We start from the raw sequence: 16,252 nt of genomic DNA, 5'->3' as shown, positions 1-16,252 counted from the left end.
GCCACTATTATCCTTCGGGGTCTCTGTCAGTAATTTCGGGGTCGATATTCGACAGGTCTCCGCTCTCCGTCTGGGCTAGCCACAGCGAGCCAGTGCCGCGTTCGGACTCGCGAACGGCGCCGCTGTCGGCGAGTGAGCGGAGCCGCTGTCTCGCGTCGTCATCGTCGAGGTCGTACACTTCTGCAACCTCCCGAGTGGCGACCGGACCGTAGGTCCCGACGAACTCCGGGAGCGGCCGTGGCGACTGGCGCGTCAACTCGGGAGCGACCGTCTCCAGCGCGTCAGCAAGGCGAGCGAACGACTGCGAGCCGGCGACCTGTCGGTGCTGGTCATCTGCCTCGACTCGAAACGTCGGAAACGTCGTGACTCCCTGCTCGCGGGTGTAGGTCCGGTCCTCCTCGAAGGCGGCGCGGGCCCTGTCGCCGTGGAGCGCCGCGCGGAACCGCTCGGTATCGAGTCCGACCTCGTCGGCGAGGCTGACGAGTACCTCCCGCTTGCCGATGTTCCGTCGTTCGGTCGCAAACGCCTCGCGAAGACGGCGAAGATAGCGATGGGCAACGTCGCGGCCCTGAAACTCAGCGGCCTCGTAGGCGATACACGCCGGATACGACGAGCGGGGCGGGTCGGTCGTCCAGACCGCTGAATCGACCGGCATCCCGTGGCGACGCGAGGCCTCCTCCCAGTGTGGGGCGACGTCTGCGGGTTCGGTGACGTCGTTCGCTGGGTCGCGAAACGACTCGAAATCCGCGACGAGGCCGCCCATGACGAACTCGACGGCGACCTGGTCACCGTACGTCTCTTCGATGCGCCGGAGGACGGGTTCGACGCCCCAGCACCACGTGCAGAACGGATCCGTGAACTCGGTGAGGGTCACCTGCATGTGATCACCAGAGACCGACTCCGAGCGCGTACGGCCACGGCGTGCTCGCAAGCGACAGGAAGACGACTGCTCCCGCCGCGAGCCCGGCGTTTTTCAGGAAGTGGAACTGCTGGTTCTCGCGTTCCATCCCCGTCTCGTTCCAGAAGTCGTGCATCACCGGCGTGACACCGATCAGAAAGCCCACGACGGCCAGCGCACCCAGCGCAGGGTACGCGCCGACGAGGATGGCAACGCCGCCCGCGAGAAGCGTCAGCGACGTCACCGGCACCATCAGTCGCGGTGCTGGCGCTCCCTTGCTCTCGGCGTACGCGATGGTTCCCGAGAGGTCCTGCAGATTGCCGAACGCGAGATAGCCGAGGACGAGAGCGAACAACACCCGCCCGGCCAGCAACGCTTCCGCAGTCCCCGTCGCCTCGAAGGCCATCAGTCGCTCACCTCCGACGCGACTCTCGGTTGTTCTGCTGTACTGAACTCGTGACGTGAGTACCGTGCGTACATCACAGGTGAAGCAACGGCTTCCACCCACATAAAATGTCAAGTTAACTATACTTCACCGAGGAGTCCAATAGCAACCAGGTGTACCGCGGTATACCGGACCCGTCTCCGTTCGTTGTCGTGCCAATAGCGCCTCGCTGTGGGTTCACTCGGGCGTCCAACGGCGCTCACGGGGAGGCCATATATTTTTGTTCAGGTGGAATGATCTACGACATATGACGTCCGGCAATACTGACAGGCTTGCCGAACTGAACCCGGAGGCGTGCCCGACGGTGGAGTCGTTGGATCGCATCGGGACACAGTGGCGGCTGAACGTCCTGTACGACCTTCAGGAGGGTGAAAAGCGATTCAACGAACTCAAGGAGTCGACCGGAGCGAGTTCACGCACCCTCTCACAGACGCTTGACACCTTACAGGAGTACGGACTTGTCACGGAGCGCTCGGAGCGCGCATCGCCGATTGCCGTCTACTACAGCCTCACCGAAGAAGGCGAAGCGCTCGAGTCAGTCTTTGCCGAACTCGACGCGTGGGCGCGCACACATCTGGACGTGACAGAACCAGAGACGTGAGGACATTACAGAACCGTTCGGAACCCCGGGTTCGGATACAGAACTCGGGGCGTGACCGCCAGATGCAGGTGGTGATATCCGCGGTTCAGTTCGGTTCGGAATCAGCCACCCGCCGGTCGAGAAAGTCCGCGAGCAACTCGAACATCCGGAGTTTCTGTTCCTGATCCGTCGAAGCGTGGCCCTCCTCGCCGAGTTCCGCGTACTCGAAGTCGCCGTCTTCACCCTCCTCGTAGCCCGCGTCCAACAGCGCCTCGCGATAGAGACGAGCCTGTGAGACGGGGACACGGCGGTCGTTGACCCCGTGTACCAAAAGCAGCGGGGCGTCGTTGTTCTCGACGTAGGTGACCGGCGAGCGCTCGCGATAGAGGTCCGGGTTCTCTTCGGGCGTGCCGAGGTACTTCTCCATCAGTTCGGTACGGTAGTGGGGCATGGTGTTCTCGTACTGGTCTTCTAGATCTGTGAGTCCGATCCAGGCGACCCCGGCGTCGTACAGGTCCGGATACTGGACGAGTTGCCAGTACGCCGAGTACCCGCCGTAGGAGCCGCCGAACACGACCACGCGATCCTCGTCCAGCCAGTCGTGTTCGTCGAGAACGTGCTCGGCAGCGACGACCACGTCGCCCTGCTCGGCCCCGCCCCAGTCGTCGATGAGGGCTTCGATGAACTCCCGCCCGCGCCCGGTCGACCCGCGGTAGTTCACCTTGAGCACCGAGAAGCCCTGCGCGGCGAGCACCTGCGTGTAGAGGTCGAAGGAGAGCGTATCCCGGCCACGGGGGCCGCCGTGGGGGTTGACCACGAGCGGGGAGGGGCGTTCCCCGGAATCATACAGCAGGGCACCGATGTCGAATGTCTCGGCTGGGTCGTGGTCGACGGCTTCGGCCTGCGTCTCAGGTACCCCATCTGACTCGACGGTGAAGTAGGTCGCGTCGGCGAAATCCGAAGATTCGAAGCGGCCGTGGTCGGCCTCGACCAGCACGCTCGTCTCGTCGGTCGACAGGTCGTAGGTGAGCAGTTCCGTCCGGCGGGTTGGCGTGGTGTGAGTCAAGAGGAGTCGGTCGTCGTCGAGGACTGACTCCCCGGCCATTCCGAAGCTCGCGACGCCGTCGGGCAGGTCGAGTTCGCGTCCCTCGCCGGTGTCTAGGTCGTAGACGACGGGAACCGTCATCGCGTCCCGGCTCCGAGTCGTCAGGAGTCGCTCGCCGTCGGGGGTGAAAAACGCGGGACTCTCGTCGTACTCGGTCTCGGCGTACCAGGTGATCTCGTCGGCCTCAAGGTCGTAGACGCCAGCGCGCCCGGTGTCGTTGGTGTTGTCGCTGACGAGTAGCCGAGTTCCGGTGCTGTCCCAGTCGACGGCAGTCGCTTCAGCACCAACCGCACCGATATCGAGGTTCCGGGCGTTCGACCCGTCGGCGTCTGCGACGTAGACGTCGAGATTGTCGAAGTCGTCCGTCTCGTTTGTCGTGTAGGCGATCCGGTCACAGTCGGGGGAAAGCTCCCCGCCGTGGACTGCCCGCTCGTACTCGGTCAGCTTCGTCGTCTCGCCGGTCGAGCGGTCGTGGCGATAGAGGTTCATCTGGCCGTCGCGGCTGCCACCCACGAGCAGCGTCTCGCCGTCTGAGCCGACATCCGCGAGAACCACCTGTCCGTCCATCTCGACGACGGGTTCAGTCGCGCCGTCACGTTCGAGCAGGTGGATGTCGTTCTGTTCGTTTCCGCCCTCGTCGAGGTGGAAGTAGATACCGTCGCCGTCGGCGCTCCACTCGATCGGCCAGCGGGCGTTTCTCGGCACCTCGCCCGCCGACCACTGCTCGCTGTCGCCGATGTCCACGTCGACGACGTGTGCCTCGTTGCGTCCGGAGATGTCGTAGTACAGCGCGACTTCGTCCCCATCGGGGGAGGCCGTCGGATGGGCGAGCGTCGGGAGGCGGGCAAGCTCTTCGAGGACCGCTTCAGTGTCGTCCATACCTCCCGTGTGAACCGGGACGCTCTTGAAAGCTAGCTGTCCCGGCACGCGAGAGCTCCGTCACGCGTTCCGGTGTGCCCGCTCGACCGACCTGAGCAACGAGTCCCGGTCAGGTGCGTAGACGAGATGGGAGCAACAGTCACAGTCGGAACAGCCAAAGTCGGGGACTGCCTCGCCGTCGATGGCCGTCGCGATTGCACACTCCGCGTCGAGACCGGTTGTTTTGCGGACGGTATCGAGACGGCTCGCGGGGTGACAGAGCAGATAGTCGACGTGCCAGTGTCGCACCTCGCGCTCACCGCGAGCCAGTTCGGCGTGTCGGTCGATCCGGCTGAATCCACCGCTTCCCAGCGCGCTCCCGGTGTAGGCGTACCAGCCAGCACCGAGCGAGCACGTGCCGAGTGCGCCGACCTCGACCACGTCGCTCTCGGCAAGGTGGATCAACAGCGTGTAGGTCCCGCCGTCGTGGGATTGCACGGTAGTCGGTGGATCGGACTCGCCGTACAAAACCGTTCACAGATCCGGTCGATATATTCGAGTCGACGTCCATCGATCAGCTAATGGCAACGGTACTCGTCGCGACGGCGTCCGTTCACACGACTGCGGCGGCCTGTGACTATCTCGCGGGTCGGCTCAGCGCGGACGACACCGTCCTCGTCCTCACCGTTGAGGAACCGGGTGTCGCTGGGCGGGACGCCGGTGACGCGGCCAACGTCGCCCGAACGCGGCTGCCGGTTCCGACCGTCGACGCGCTCGTTCGGGAGGGCGATCCGGCCGCGACAATCGAGGCTGTGGCCGACGAGTACGAGGTAGCGCAGATCCTCGTCGGAGCACAGCAGGGTGACCCGGAGCGTGCTGGCTCGCCACCGGGTTCGACCGTGCGAACGCTGCTTTCGAGCGCGTCCCGGCCGGTCGTCGTGCTCCCCTAAACGGCGTCTCGCTGTCCCGTTCAGGCGATCGGTACCCCGGCCCCGCGAAGCAGAAGGAGGACAGCGACCGGAAGCAAGACGAGCGACATGAGGCCGTATTTGGCGATCTGTGTTTTGAGATTGCTCCCGAGACCGTCAAATCCCCGGTCCGAGATGGCAAGCGGCGTCTCCTCGGTTCCCCGGATTACGGGTTCGCCCTGCTCGACGGTCACTTCCCCGCGAACTGCGAGGCTCTGTCCCTCGGGAATCGCCTTCGACTCGAAGTGCTGTCGGCGCAGGTTCGCGTCGGTCTCGTCCTCGTCGACGATGCCCCCCATCTCGTCGAGTGTGGTCTCGGTCGCACAGTCGTTCAGGAAGATGTACGGCGAGGCCCACGTCCGGTTCGAGATGGTGCTGCTGGAGTGAAGGCTCGAAAGTGACACCTCGGACAGCTTCGTGCTGTCGTGGGTCTCCGCGAGCCACGACAGGTCGACGCTGATCGACTCGTGTCCGTCGTCGACTGCGAACGTCCCCCACTCGATGCCGTCCTCGACCGTCTGTGTTTTCTGTTCGAGGGTGCGACTCTCGAAATCGATCTCGTATTCGTTACCGCGCTTCGGACGCTGTATCCGCCAGACGAACGCGCCGATTGGGTTGGTCGTGTCGGGAACTGCGCGCTCGCTTCGCGCTGCGGGTTCCTCGACGACGACGTTCCCCTCGATTGCCGCCGTTTCGCCGTCGACTATCCCTGTCGCGCTGTACGAGTCGGTCGCTGACAGCGCCCGGTACAGCGTCGCTGCGGTCAGCACCCGATAGCCAAACCACAGACAGATCGCGGCGACGACGACACCGAAGCCGAGTGCGACCGGTTCGACCATACCGATCGGTTTGCCCGATTGCGTTTAGGTGTCACCGACGCGTTTCTCGTTCGGAAACGGCTACCCGGTATAGACCCGATCAGACGGCTATATAGCCCTGTATCGACCAACTAGCATCGCTTATGATGGTGGTCGCCGGAGCTGTATCTGTCGTGTACACCAGCCCCTGATAGCATCCACATCTGTACCGTCATGGACAACCGTACAGTACGCTGGAGCGATATGTAACCAGACCTCCACTCCGTTCCGTTGAACCACCCCAGTCGGGTCGCTGGTGGACACGTCCTGGCATCCCCGGGCCGTGCCAGCCTCTTTTTGCACCCATCAGTCTTGAGCCATCGATCACGCACTGGCCGCGATGACGAGCGTTGGTGGAATCATCGCCATGTGTTCCGGCTCGAAGCTCCCGAACGTGGACTCGTACTTATCCGCGTCTTCGTAGCCCGGTTCGTACAGTTCCTCGATGGTGAATCCCGCACGACAAAGCGTGTTCACGATGTCAGCAACCGTCCGACGCTGGATGACCATCTCCGCGTCGAACTGCTCGCTGTACGTTCGGCGCGGCGAGTCATCGAAGTAGCTGACCGACAGTTCGCCGGTCTCGGGGTCAAGTCGCCTGTATAACGGGTGGTCGACGCTGAACACGAACCGCCCGCCCGCTTCGAGAGCGCGATGGGCTTCGTCGAAGCAGGCCTGCAGGTCCTCAACCCACTGGAACGCGAACGCGGACACTGCCAGATCGAACGAAGAATCCGGGATGGTCGGCATCTCCGTAACGGTGCTCTCGACGAGTTCGATCGTCTCGTTGTGTTCGGCCGCAAGTTCCCTAGCGTGTTCGAGTTGGGTCGGTGAAATGTCCACCCCAGTCACCGAAGCACCGCGTTTCGCGAGCGCGAGGCCAAACTGCGCACCGCCACAGCCAAGTTCGATCACGCGCAGTCCTTCGACGTCACCGAGCAATCCGAGATCCTCACCCGCCGGGACACCGGGACCGAACGCGACCGCAACCTCCTGCTCTGCCTCTGCGTACTCGTCCTGAAACGTCTCAGACCAGTGTTCCCACCACTCCCTGATCGTTCGCTCGGACGGGTCGAGTGTCGGGTTGGTCATCGCTTCCAGATGGAGTCCGGACGAACATAATAGTGCAGATCAGTTGTGGACCGTCTGCTAGCCTTGTCGGTGAGACAAACGCGGGTTTGAAACCGCTGGCCGTCGGAATGGGGATATGTCGGTCACGGAACTCGTCGAGGCTATTGAGGCACTGGGCGACGTCAGCCGGGACGACTTTCGAGCGGACGTTCAGGCGGAAGCCGACGAGCTGAAATCGGCCGTTCGCGACGGAACCTTCGACAACTCACAGGCACTGGTCGGACTCGAACTCGAACTGTACGCCGTCGACGACCGGACGGACGCCCTCTGTCGGATGCCCCGACAACTGCTCGGTCTGATCGGCTTCGAGAAGGAACTCGGCTTGCACAACGCGGAGATGCACACGACCCCGCAACCGCTGACGACGTACGGACTCGACGCACAGAAGAGGGGGGTACAGGCGCATCTCGCACCGGCACAGGAGAAGACCGCGACTGAAAACATTCGGCTGGTCTCAGACGGGATGTGGACGGTGCCCCCGACCGGCGAAACCGCATCGGCGTATCTCGGTGACAGCGTCGAACAGGACGGGATCCGTCTCGCGGCGAACATGAGCGACAGCGCCCGGTATCACGCGATGGCGAACAGCGACTACCCCGCCCGGTGTGTCCTCGACTCCCCGCACGTCTCGTTTTCGACACAGACGGTGATGCCCGAGAGCCTGATCACCTCCATTCAGCCCCACTATCAGGTGCCGCACGCGCCTGACCTCCCGGAGTACTTCGAATACGCGCTGCGCATCGCCGCCCCACTGCTCGCGCTCGGGGTGAACTCCCCGTTTTTCCCGCCGGACCTCTACGACGACGACCCCGACGAGGAGATCGTCGCCGACGCGTACATGGAACACCGGATACAGGTGTTCGAGTCGGTGCTGAACCCGCCAGCGGACCACCCCGAACCGCCGAAGGTGTGTTTCCCGCCGGACTTCGAGACAGTCGAGGACGCTATCGACGATATCGCGAACGACACCTGCATCATTCCGCGGGACGTCACCCCGGCGGATCGGTTCGACGACTCGTTTCGGCACTTCCGACACAAACACGGCAGTTACTGGCGGTGGGTTCGGCCGGTGTTCGAGGCCCCGTCGCGCTCTGCCGCGAACGCTCGCATCGAGTTCCGGACGCTTCCGGCCCAGCCCACCATCAGAGACTGTATCGCCTTCGAGGCGATGTTCGCCGGACTCATGGAGAGCCTCTGGCGGCGCGAACACCCAGTCAGGGAACTCGCGTGGGACACGGCAAAGGAGAACTTCTATCGAGCCGCGCAGGACGGACTACAAGCGGACATCGAGTGGATACGGGAAGACGGAACGGAGACAAACAGCATGGATATCGCCTGCGAGGAGTGTTTCGAGTTCGCACGGGACGGACTCGAACTGCACGGGTTCACCGAATCGAACGCGCGCGAGTATCTCCAGCCACTCCGGGAGCGCCTGGAACGACAGATAACGCCAGCACGCTGGAAGCACGAACACGTCCGAGAACGCGTCGACGACGGCGTGCCCCTGGCCGAGGCCATCTGGGGGATGCAGTCGGAGTACATCGACCGACAAACCGACACGCTCATCGAGGGGACGTTTGCCGATTGGCTGTGATTTCTGTACCGCAGACTGTAAGCGTACTCAGCGGTCGATCACTTCGCTCTCGACGTGCTCGACGGCCTCGGCTGGCGTCTCGACGTGCTCGATACCGGAGAGGCCGGGAATGCGGTGCGTATCGAGACCGGCGACTGGACGGTCGTAATCGAGTGCGAGTCCGATCTCAGAGAGGGTGCCACTGCCGCCGTCGACGGCGATGGCGGCGTCGCCGTTGAGCGCGACCAGCGCGTTCCGGGCGTTGCCCATCCCAGTGGCGATAGCCGTCTCGACGTACTCGTTTGCCTGCGCGCGGTTGCTGCCGGGGAGAATCCCGATGGTGTGACTGCCGCGTTCGGTCGCACCGCGGCAGACGGCCTCCATGACGCCCGTGCGGCCGCCACAGACTACCTCGTGGCCGCGCTTGCCGAGCACTCTGCCGAGTTCGTGGGCCGTCTCGTACTCCTCGTCGGTCACGCTCGACCCGCCGATAACGCTGACACGCATGACTGAACGGACGGGGAGGTCTCACCTGAACGTTTCGCGAAAAGCACCAGTCGACGCGGGACCGGCTTAGATCTGGTCGAGCCAGTCCTGAACACGGGACTGGTTCGTCTCGGCAATCTCAGCGAGTTCGTCGGCGTCGCGAGATGCGAGGTCCGCTGTCGTCTCGATCCCCGCATTTTTGAGTCGCTCGGCGAACGTCGGCCCGATGCCGGAGACCGTCTCGACGTCCGCGGTGTCAGTCTCCGCTTGCGCGGAGTCGTCAATATCCGTGTTCTCCGCTTCGGTCTCCTCGTCAGCCTCGGTGGTCTCCGTGGACTCGTCGGCGTCTCGCTCTGACTTCTCGTGATACCAGTCGGCGACCTGCGGCCAGACGTCCTCGTGAGTCGAGGAGGAAACAGAGAGACCGATGTGGCCGGTCGGGTACTCGATGGTGGTCACGACGTCGCTGCCGACCACGTCGTTGAACGGCTTCGAGGCCGCTGGCGGGACGAGGTGGTCGTACTCGCCAAGGATCTGCAAGATTGGCATGTCGATCTCAGTGATGTCGACGGGCCTGTCACCGAGGACGTACTCGTTTTTGTACAGGGCGTTCTCCTGGTAGACCTCTTCGAGGAACTCGACGTAGGCCTGTCCGGCAAGGTCGATCCCCTCGTCGAGCCATCGCTCCATGCGGGCGAAGTTCTCGACGAAGGCGTCGTCCTCCATGTTGTCGTAGAATGCGACGTACTTGCTGACGTAGTTGTCGACGGGATCCATCAACGCGAAGCCGTCGTCGAGCATGTCCGCCGGGACGTTGCCGAACACGTCGACGACCGTCTGCGGGTCGTAGTATCGCTCGTCGCCCCAGTCTTCGAGGACGCCGCCAGTTCCGTCGAAGCAGAGTCCGGCAGCCATCAACCCGAGCGCGTTGACCTTCTCGGGGTACAGCGCCGCGTAGATGCTGCTCATCGTGCCGCCCATACAGTAACCGAGGAAGTTGATCGACTCCTGCCCGGAGCGGTCACGCACCACGTCGACGCAGTTGTCGATGTAGCGGGCGATGTAGTCTTCGAGCGTGAGATGCTGGTCGAGCCGTGAGGGCTCGTTCCAGTCGATCATGTACACGTCGTGCCCGGCTTCGAGCAGTCGGCGGATGACGCTCCGGTTTGGCTGCAAGTCGAGGATGTAGGGCTTGTTGATCAGCGCGTAGACGATGAGAATCGGCACCTCGTTTTGCTCGTCGGTCAGCGACTCGTAGTGGAGCAGTTCGAGCTTGTTCTCCTCGTAGACTACCTCTGAGGGGGTCTGCCCGACGTCGATGTTCTGCATCTCGGCCGCTCGCTCAGTAAGCAGCGGTGCCTTGTTCGTTGCTTCAGTCACCGACTCGATACTCTCGGTGCTCGCATCGAGCATCGCCGCGAGTGGGTTGAACGACATGATCACTCCTCGAGTTCGTCGAGTATCCGGTCGAGTTTCGTTTCGACGTCGTGCTGGCGTCGCTCCAGTTCGACGAGTCGCTCACCGACTTCCTCGACGTCCTCGCGGCTCGGGAGCCCCATCCCGGCGATTGCCTCTTGCTGGGCCTCGTCAAATTCCTGGCGCATCTCCATCACCATCTGGACAAATTGTCCGTTCGCAGCCGCAAACGCTTCCGTCGACATGACCTCCTTGAAGGCGTTGTTTGCGGCTTCGAGCCAGATGTCGCGGTACTCCGACGGGTCGACGTCCTCGCCTTCGGCGGCGTCGATGGAGCGCTCGTACACCTGCTCGGCCGCGTTCATCCACGTCTCGTAGGCGCTGCTGTATCCCTCCATCCCCTGGGCGACGACGTCCTCGTCGGGCACCGACTCCTCTAGCTGGTCCGACCACGACTCCATGAAGGCAGCCTGTGCCTCCATGTTCTGCTCGATAGAGTCGGCGACCGCTTCGTTCATTTGCGTTACCATCTCGTTCCAGTCCTCGTGTGTCCAGTTGTTGTTGCTCATCTGTTGTCAAGTAGTGTCCGTGGTGGTTTCGGTAGTCTGTGCGTCCGCCTCGTCACTCGTCTCGGTCCCGCTTGACCGGCACGACGACGGCCTGTACGATGTCGCCTTCTTCGATGTCGAGCGCCTCCCGCTCCGCGTCGGGGATGCTGATCCGACCGCCGCTCTGTACGCGGGTCTTGAACGTCGCCGTCTGACTCATCGCGCCGAGTTGATTCATATCCATGCCGCCGGACATGCTCGCACCGAGCATCTGCTTGAACAGTTCCTGCTGCTGTTCGACCGCCTGCTCGCCAGTCTCGGTGAACGTCTTGAACAGTTCCGGAGGCCACATCGGGCCGTCTCTCTCGTCTGACATCAGTCGAGTAGAGATAGGCCAGCTCACCACATAAACCTTGCTGGAATTACCATCAGATACCATTCGATGCCATTAAGTGGAATACTGCCGTATTTTGCGTATGAGCGTCACCACAGTGAGTCGCGCGTCCGTCGGGGCACGGGACGGCCCGGAAACGCCCCCGTTCGGAGCAAATATCGGGGATTCACCCGCATCATTTAACCTCGAAGGGGTCGAAGGTGATACCGATGACTACTGAAGCGAACCGCAGGGCACTGCTGGATACGTGGACGGAAACGTCGTCGTACGTATTCGACAGCGTTGTTGCCGCAAACAGGGCAGCGTTCGCTGCGTTCGGAATCGCGAACGGCGACAAGACCGAAATCGAAGCCGCAACGGACCTCCCGGAGTGGCACGTCGAGCGGACCGCGGAGACAGCTGACGCCCTGAGCGTCGGGGACCGCTTCGAGTTTACCAAGACAATTACCGACGAGGACATCCGGAGTTTCGCCGCCGCCAGCGGAGACACGAACCCGCTACACCTCGACGACGAGTTCGCAGAGGGCACTCGCTTCGGCGGACGGATCGCTCACGGCGCGCTCGTCGGCGGCCTCATCAGCGCCGCACTCGCACGCGTCCCCGGTCTCGTCGTCTATCTCTCACAGGATCTGGAATTTCACAACCCCGTCCGTATCGACGACCGAATCACTGCCGAATGTGAGATCGTCGAAGACCTCGGAAACAACCAGTATCGCCTGACGACGCGTGTTCTCGACGACGGCGAGATGGTCATCGACGGCGAGGCGGTCATTCTCATCGACGAGCTTCCCGACTCCAACTGAGCGGTTCAGTTCTCGTTCTTTCCGTCGTAGGCACCGTTCTGTTCGAGCCGTGCGCGCTCTCTGACGACCGACGGTGTCCGACACCGCCCCGGTTTCCCCGCTGCCTGTGGTATCGTACAGTTGTTACAGCTCTCACAGAGCGCGTCAGCACCGGCGAGCAATCGGGCGGGCAGACGCGGTTCGGCGTAAAAGGGACGGGCCATCCCGACCAGATCGCTTGCCTGACCGCTCCCAGACTGTTTCCCTGCTCCTTGCTCCCCGCCGAGCAGCGTCTCGCAGTGGTCGCGCTCGCGGATCCCGCCCTCACAGAGCACCGGCACGTCGACGATATCCCGAACCGCTCGACACAGATCCGCGTTCCAGGCGGCTTCTCGGGGATGGAGTGATGCCCCGAGACGGTTGAGCGCCTGGACGGCACGGGCCCGATACGGGCCACCGAAGACGGCGGCGTACTCGCTCTGGAGGTCCTCGGCAGTCCACGCACGCTCCGGAAATGCTCCGCGGATGACGCTCGTGTCCCAGTACACCGACACCTCGACCGGAACGACTGCATCGTAGCCGACGGCTTCGAGCCGTCGCGCAATCTCGACGGTATCCTCGCGCGTCAGGTGACGGCGGACGAATGGCGGCGCAGCCGTCTCTGCGGGCACCTTGGTCACCAGTGGGATGTCACCGGCGTGATGCCGAACGGCCTCTTCGATCGCGTCGAGAAATCTGACGCCGTCTCTGAACTCGTCGTCCCGGCGGTTGTAGTACGGCGAGAGAAACTGCTGAATGATTCCCATGTTCGCACCGGAGAGATGGATCCCGTCGTATCCCGCGTCGGCCGCAAAGCCAGCGGCGCGGCCGAACTGTTCGGCCAACTGGTACACGTCCTGGGTCGAGAGCACAGCAGGGTCGAGATTGATGATCCCCAGTTGGTCGGCGACTTGAAGGTGCCAGGGCGGCCGGGAGACGGCGTACTGGCCCTCGTCGGGGTTTTGCTCGCGGTACTCGGCGTGCCAGAGGCTCATGCTCCGGAGACCGCCGTGTGCAAGCTGAATGAAGATGCGCGAGTTGTGGGCGTGGATCCGGTCGGTGAGCCGCGAGAGCGTCTCGACGAACGCCTCGTCGTGGACACGCGTCATATTTGGCGCGGCACACCCCCCGTCTTCGGTGACGATACTCGCGCCCTGGAAGATGAGTCCTGCACCCGCCTCGGCCGCCGGTTCGAGTTCGTCGATCAGCGTCTCGACCGCGTCGGGGCCGTTCCCCGCACATTCGAGAAGCGGTGCGCGATACAGCCGATTGGGAACGGTCACGTCACCGATCGAGATGGGGTCGGTGAGAGACGGCATCTACCACGCCTACGAGCCGAGTCGATATCTATCTGTTCACCACCAGCATGGCGACGCGTTCGTGGACGAGCGGCGCGAGGTCGTCTGTCACTGCCAGTTCCCCCTCCGTGATGTCGAAAAAGTCCATCAGCCGATCCTCGTCGGGAGCACCGAGCGTCGACTCCGGATCGAGTCGCTCCGCGAGTCGGTCCCGTGCACTCGTTTCGTCGCCGCCGACCACGACTGCGACGACCGGACACGAGCCCTCCGAAACGCCCATCGCCAACGCGTCTTCGATCTGTCGCCGTCCCGCGGCGTACAGCAGAATCTCGACTGACAACTCTCGGGCGATCATCTCGTCGCGTTCCTGTGCGCGCGTCGCGAGTTCGACTGCGCGTTCGAGATGCGTCCGGTCGACGACGTAGCGCGCGTCGAAGACCTGTATCGTGCTTTCGGTATCGGCCCCAATCCCGTCGATAGCTTCGAGAAACGCATCCAGATCCGCGATGTCTGCCCGTCCTTCGACCAGTTCCATCAGAAGTCACCCAGGTTCGCCTGATTGTCCGATTTGGCCTGTCTGTCCTCAGCCTGCTCGCCCGACCCCCCGGCCGCACTGCTGTCGTCACCGCCGATACCGTCGTAGGAAACTGATTCGTCTGGCTCCACGCCGTCCATCGAAGGGTCTCTGTGCCCGGCGTTTTCGAGGATGTTCTCGGCAGTCTTTCGTCGGCCGCGGAGCGCGGCCAGAACTGTTGATTTGTCGGCATCTCGAAGGTCGGCTGGCGTCTCGATGCCAGCCGCGAACAGCCGTCGAGCGCGCTTGCGGCCCACGCCGCGGACGCTCGCGAGTTCGACCAGTTCCGCCCGGACGCCGTGTTCCGCACGGATACGTGCCTCGCGGATGGCCCCGGCCACGTCGAGTTGCCGCTCACTCGCGAGTGATTCCGCGGCCCCGAGCAACCACTGGGCCGTCTCGACCTTGCCGCGGATGTCGCCCGGGCCGACGCCATACCGGTCGGTAATTTTGTCTTCGTCGACCTCGTCGGCCCAGTCTTCGAGCAGTCGGGCAGTCTTGAGCGCGGAGAGCCAGTCCTCGAAGCGCTCCTCGAACTCCGATGGGGCGGCCCCGAGCAGTTTCTCCTCGCGCTCGTAGGCGAGCATCGTGTACTCCTCCTCGTCACCAGAGCGCAGATAGAGTTCGTACATATCCGGCGTCCGACTCACGAGGTGATACAGACCGAGCGCGGTCGGGTCCGTCGCGTCGTCGAGACCGTCGAGCAGTTCCGCAGCGCTCATCGGGTCGAGATACAGCCGAGAGACCGTATGGCCGAGGTTTGTGGCGGTCAGCCCATCGGCGTCCCGTTCGAGAAAGCCGTTCCGTTCGAGATAGGCGATCACGTCGTCTGTCACGGATTCGAGGCGGTCCCGGCCGCTCGTTTGCTGGGCGTACAGCGTCCCCTCCAGAAAGTCGAGCAGGCCCGAGCGCGAACTGGCGAACCCGGACGCAACCGTCGCGAGAATGTGGGTTCGCAGCGCCGGTTCGGCAGCGAGTTTCGACCGCACCGGCTCCGGGTCGGCCCAGACGTACCGGTCGAACAGTTCGTCGAGTTCGTCGTGACTCGACGCGACCAGCACTGCCTCGCCGTAGGGGTCCCGGCCCGGTCGACCGGCGCGCCCCATCATCTGGTGGACTTCGAGCACCGAGAGCGGTTGCATCCCACCCGTACTGCCGTCGTATCTGCGCCAGTCCCGTACGACGACCCGGCGAGAGGGCGTGTTGACGCCCGCAGCGAGCGTGGGCGTCGCACAGACGACCTTGACAAGCCGATTCCGGAAGGCGTCCTCGACCAGCGAGCGGTGGTCTCGGGCGAGTCCAGCATGATGGAAGGCCGCTCCCTGTTCGACCGCGGCGGCCAGATCCTCGCTCGTTTCGGTGTCGCTCACGTCCCGTATCTCGGCCGCGATGTCGGCGAGTCGGTCGCGCTCCTCGTCGTCGATCCCTGCCTCAGTTGTCGTCGCCAGCCTGCGAGCCGCGGCTTCGGCGTTGCGCCGCGAGTTGACGAACACGAGCGTCGAGCCGTCGTCTGCGAGCGTGTCCCTAACGATGGCCGCGGGTTGATCCTCGTTCTGTCGGACGGAAATCTGTGTCTGGCTGCCGTCTTCGAGGTGGAGCGCGTTGCCGTAGTGGACCCCCTTCTTGAGGTCGATCGGTCGCCAGTCCGAGTCGACCAGCGCCGCGTCGAGCCAGTCGGCGAGTTCCTCGGCGTTGCCGATGGTCGCAGAGAGCGCGACCGTCTGCAGATCCGGGTTGAGCGATCGGAGTTTCGCGAGCGTGACTTCGAGCGTGGGGCCGCGCTCGCCGTCGTCGACCAGATGCACCTCGTCGGTGACGACACAGGAGAGATCATCGAGCCACGGCGCGTCGTTTCGAACCAGCGAGTCGACCTTCTCGCTGGTCGCGACGATGATGTCCTTGCCAGCGAGCCACCCTCCGTCGGACTCGTAGTTGCCCGTCGATACCCCCACGTCGAGTCCGTAGGCCTCGAACTCGGCGAACTCCTCCTGTTTCTCGCTCGCGAGCGCCCGTAACGGAACGATGTAGAGCGCCGTCCCGTCGCGTTCGACGCTCGCCAGCATCGCGAGTGCCGCGATCAGCGTCTTCCCGCTCGCGGTCGGCACCGCCGCGACGAGGTTCTCGCCCTCCGTCACACCGTTCTCGACAGCTTCGGCCTGGGGCGGGTACAGCGACTCGATGCCGTCCTCGCGAAGGTGGTCGGGGAGCCACTCGGGAACCGACGGAATGTCCGCAACGTCCATCGAATCTAGTTCGGGCGTCTCCGGGTTTAAACGTTCGTTCCGCAGCCGGACGCTCTC

18 protein-coding genes are annotated in these 16,252 nt (G+C 63.6%); 5 read left to right on the top strand and 13 right to left on the bottom strand.

The features are described from left to right. Positions 1-7: 7 nt before the first annotated feature. Positions 8-880 (bottom strand): DsbA family oxidoreductase, encoded by an 873-nt coding sequence (locus ACMGFL_RS02740; protein ID WP_436934004.1) that lies wholly within the window; start codon positions 878-880, stop codon positions 8-10. A 4-nt stretch (positions 881-884) separates the two neighbouring features. Next, complete coding sequence (locus ACMGFL_RS02735; protein ID WP_436934003.1) at positions 885-1,304, bottom strand: DoxX family protein; 420 nt, start codon at positions 1,302-1,304, stop codon at positions 885-887. A gap of 286 nt (positions 1,305-1,590) precedes the next feature. On the opposite strand from ACMGFL_RS02735, the gene ACMGFL_RS02730 reads away from it, so the two are divergent. Continuing rightward, positions 1,591-1,944 carry a winged helix-turn-helix transcriptional regulator gene (locus tag ACMGFL_RS02730; protein ID WP_436934002.1) on the top strand — a complete coding sequence of 118 codons (354 nt, stop codon included), beginning with the start codon at positions 1,591-1,593 and terminating at the stop codon, positions 1,942-1,944. A gap of 85 nt (positions 1,945-2,029) precedes the next feature. Here the strand turns inward: ACMGFL_RS02730 and ACMGFL_RS02725 are convergent, their stop codons facing one another. Together ACMGFL_RS02725 and ACMGFL_RS02720 are read right to left on the bottom strand one after the other, a co-directional pair. After that, positions 2,030-3,907 carry a S9 family peptidase gene (locus ACMGFL_RS02725; protein WP_436934001.1) on the bottom strand — a complete coding sequence of 626 codons (1,878 nt, stop codon included), beginning with the start codon at positions 3,905-3,907 and terminating at the stop codon, positions 2,030-2,032. Positions 3,908-3,967: 60 nt separating this feature from the next. Further along, a complete protein-coding gene (locus tag ACMGFL_RS02720) occupies positions 3,968-4,384 on the bottom strand; it encodes a GIY-YIG nuclease family protein (protein ID WP_436934000.1) in 417 nt (138 codons plus the stop codon). An 83-nt stretch (positions 4,385-4,467) separates the two neighbouring features. Between ACMGFL_RS02720 and ACMGFL_RS02715 the strand changes: the two genes are divergently transcribed. Further along, on the top strand, positions 4,468-4,836 hold the full coding sequence (locus ACMGFL_RS02715) for a universal stress protein (protein WP_436933999.1): 369 nt from the start codon (positions 4,468-4,470) through the stop codon (positions 4,834-4,836). A 20-nt stretch (positions 4,837-4,856) separates the two neighbouring features. Here the strand turns inward: ACMGFL_RS02715 and ACMGFL_RS02710 are convergent, their stop codons facing one another. Together ACMGFL_RS02710 and ACMGFL_RS02705 are read right to left on the bottom strand one after the other, a co-directional pair. Next, complete coding sequence (locus ACMGFL_RS02710; protein ID WP_436933998.1) at positions 4,857-5,693, bottom strand: hypothetical protein; 837 nt, start codon at positions 5,691-5,693, stop codon at positions 4,857-4,859. A 342-nt stretch (positions 5,694-6,035) separates the two neighbouring features. Beyond that, complete coding sequence (locus ACMGFL_RS02705) at positions 6,036-6,803, bottom strand: class I SAM-dependent methyltransferase (RefSeq protein ID WP_436933997.1); 768 nt, start codon at positions 6,801-6,803, stop codon at positions 6,036-6,038. A 115-nt stretch (positions 6,804-6,918) separates the two neighbouring features. Here ACMGFL_RS02705 and ACMGFL_RS02700 point away from each other — a divergent pair, with 115 nt between their 5' ends. Then, positions 6,919-8,436 (top strand): glutamate-cysteine ligase family protein, encoded by a 1,518-nt coding sequence (locus tag ACMGFL_RS02700; RefSeq protein ID WP_436933996.1) that lies wholly within the window; start codon positions 6,919-6,921, stop codon positions 8,434-8,436. Between the two features lie 27 nt (positions 8,437-8,463). On the opposite strand, the gene ACMGFL_RS02695 is transcribed toward ACMGFL_RS02700, so the two are convergent. The 4 genes from ACMGFL_RS02695 to ACMGFL_RS02680 form a co-directional block, all read right to left on the bottom strand. Next, entirely contained in the window at positions 8,464-8,922 is a 459-nt protein-coding gene (locus ACMGFL_RS02695; protein WP_436933995.1) for a TIGR00725 family protein, read from the bottom strand. A 66-nt stretch (positions 8,923-8,988) separates the two neighbouring features. Continuing rightward, positions 8,989-10,338, bottom strand: a complete 1,350-nt coding sequence (phaC, locus tag ACMGFL_RS02690) for a class III poly(R)-hydroxyalkanoic acid synthase subunit PhaC (protein ID WP_436933994.1) — start codon at positions 10,336-10,338, stop codon at positions 8,989-8,991. Positions 10,339-10,340: 2 nt separating this feature from the next. After that, the gene (locus ACMGFL_RS02685; RefSeq protein WP_436933993.1) at positions 10,341-10,886 is read right to left on the bottom strand and encodes a poly(R)-hydroxyalkanoic acid synthase subunit PhaE; all 546 of its coding nucleotides are present in this window, start codon (positions 10,884-10,886) and stop codon (positions 10,341-10,343) included. Positions 10,887-10,938: 52 nt separating this feature from the next. Continuing rightward, entirely contained in the window at positions 10,939-11,241 is a 303-nt protein-coding gene (locus ACMGFL_RS02680; RefSeq protein ID WP_436933992.1) for an AbrB/MazE/SpoVT family DNA-binding domain-containing protein, read from the bottom strand. 100 nt (positions 11,242-11,341) lie between these two features. Between ACMGFL_RS02680 and ACMGFL_RS02675 the strand changes: the two genes are divergently transcribed. Together ACMGFL_RS02675 and ACMGFL_RS02670 are read left to right on the top strand one after the other, a co-directional pair. Then, positions 11,342-11,479 carry a hypothetical protein gene (locus ACMGFL_RS02675; protein WP_436933991.1) on the top strand — a complete coding sequence of 46 codons (138 nt, stop codon included), beginning with the start codon at positions 11,342-11,344 and terminating at the stop codon, positions 11,477-11,479. Continuing rightward, positions 11,469-12,062: a MaoC family dehydratase gene (locus tag ACMGFL_RS02670; RefSeq protein WP_436933990.1), complete on the top strand. Its 594-nt coding sequence runs from the start codon at positions 11,469-11,471 to the stop codon at positions 12,060-12,062. Before ACMGFL_RS02675 ends, ACMGFL_RS02670 begins: the two co-directional genes overlap by 11 nt. Positions 12,063-12,067: 5 nt before the next feature. Here ACMGFL_RS02670 and ACMGFL_RS02665 read toward each other — a convergent pair whose 3' ends face one another. From ACMGFL_RS02665 to ACMGFL_RS02655, 3 genes are read right to left on the bottom strand one after another with little or no spacing between them, the layout of a single operon-like run. After that, the gene (locus ACMGFL_RS02665) at positions 12,068-13,399 is read right to left on the bottom strand and encodes an oxidoreductase (protein ID WP_436933989.1); all 1,332 of its coding nucleotides are present in this window, start codon (positions 13,397-13,399) and stop codon (positions 12,068-12,070) included. Positions 13,400-13,427: 28 nt separating this feature from the next. Continuing rightward, positions 13,428-13,913 (bottom strand): KEOPS complex subunit Cgi121, encoded by a 486-nt coding sequence (gene cgi121 / locus ACMGFL_RS02660; RefSeq protein WP_436933988.1) that lies wholly within the window; start codon positions 13,911-13,913, stop codon positions 13,428-13,430. Further along, positions 13,913-16,195 carry an ATP-dependent DNA helicase gene (locus ACMGFL_RS02655; protein ID WP_436933987.1) on the bottom strand — a complete coding sequence of 761 codons (2,283 nt, stop codon included), beginning with the start codon at positions 16,193-16,195 and terminating at the stop codon, positions 13,913-13,915. Before ACMGFL_RS02655 ends, cgi121 begins: the two co-directional genes overlap by 1 nt. Positions 16,196-16,252 lie beyond the last annotated feature (57 nt).

The sequence above is a fragment of the Halovenus marina genome, from assembly GCF_051414115.1.
GTDB classification, from domain to species: domain Archaea; phylum Halobacteriota; class Halobacteria; order Halobacteriales; family Haloarculaceae; genus Halovenus; species Halovenus marina.
Note: the sequence above shows the minus strand (reverse complement) of the source record. Positions and strands in the feature narration are given on the sequence as shown.

Excerpts from the sequence above, each read along its gene's own strand:
- ACMGFL_RS02740 (WP_436934004.1), bottom strand. The coding sequence starts at position 880 with ATGCAGGTGACCCTCACCGAGTTCACGGATCCGTTCTGCACGTGGTGC.
- ACMGFL_RS02735 (WP_436934003.1), bottom strand. The coding sequence starts at position 1,304 with ATGGCCTTCGAGGCGACGGGGACTGCGGAAGCGTTGCTGGCCGGGCGG.
- ACMGFL_RS02730 (WP_436934002.1), top strand. The coding sequence starts at position 1,591 with ATGACGTCCGGCAATACTGACAGGCTTGCCGAACTGAACCCGGAGGCG.
- ACMGFL_RS02725 (WP_436934001.1), bottom strand. The coding sequence starts at position 3,907 with ATGGACGACACTGAAGCGGTCCTCGAAGAGCTTGCCCGCCTCCCGACG.
- ACMGFL_RS02715 (WP_436933999.1), top strand. The coding sequence starts at position 4,468 with ATGGCAACGGTACTCGTCGCGACGGCGTCCGTTCACACGACTGCGGCG.
- ACMGFL_RS02710 (WP_436933998.1), bottom strand. The coding sequence starts at position 5,693 with ATGGTCGAACCGGTCGCACTCGGCTTCGGTGTCGTCGTCGCCGCGATC.
- ACMGFL_RS02705 (WP_436933997.1), bottom strand. The coding sequence starts at position 6,803 with ATGACCAACCCGACACTCGACCCGTCCGAGCGAACGATCAGGGAGTGG.
- ACMGFL_RS02700 (WP_436933996.1), top strand. The coding sequence starts at position 6,919 with ATGTCGGTCACGGAACTCGTCGAGGCTATTGAGGCACTGGGCGACGTC.
- ACMGFL_RS02695 (WP_436933995.1), bottom strand. The coding sequence starts at position 8,922 with ATGCGTGTCAGCGTTATCGGCGGGTCGAGCGTGACCGACGAGGAGTAC.
- phaC (WP_436933994.1), bottom strand. The coding sequence starts at position 10,338 with ATGTCGTTCAACCCACTCGCGGCGATGCTCGATGCGAGCACCGAGAGT.
- ACMGFL_RS02685 (WP_436933993.1), bottom strand. The coding sequence starts at position 10,886 with ATGAGCAACAACAACTGGACACACGAGGACTGGAACGAGATGGTAACG.
- ACMGFL_RS02680 (WP_436933992.1), bottom strand. The coding sequence starts at position 11,241 with ATGTCAGACGAGAGAGACGGCCCGATGTGGCCTCCGGAACTGTTCAAG.
- ACMGFL_RS02675 (WP_436933991.1), top strand. The coding sequence starts at position 11,342 with ATGAGCGTCACCACAGTGAGTCGCGCGTCCGTCGGGGCACGGGACGGC.
- ACMGFL_RS02670 (WP_436933990.1), top strand. The coding sequence starts at position 11,469 with ATGACTACTGAAGCGAACCGCAGGGCACTGCTGGATACGTGGACGGAA.
- ACMGFL_RS02665 (WP_436933989.1), bottom strand. The coding sequence starts at position 13,399 with ATGCCGTCTCTCACCGACCCCATCTCGATCGGTGACGTGACCGTTCCC.
- cgi121 (WP_436933988.1), bottom strand. The coding sequence starts at position 13,913 with ATGGAACTGGTCGAAGGACGGGCAGACATCGCGGATCTGGATGCGTTT.
- ACMGFL_RS02655 (WP_436933987.1), bottom strand. The coding sequence starts at position 16,195 with ATGGACGTTGCGGACATTCCGTCGGTTCCCGAGTGGCTCCCCGACCAC.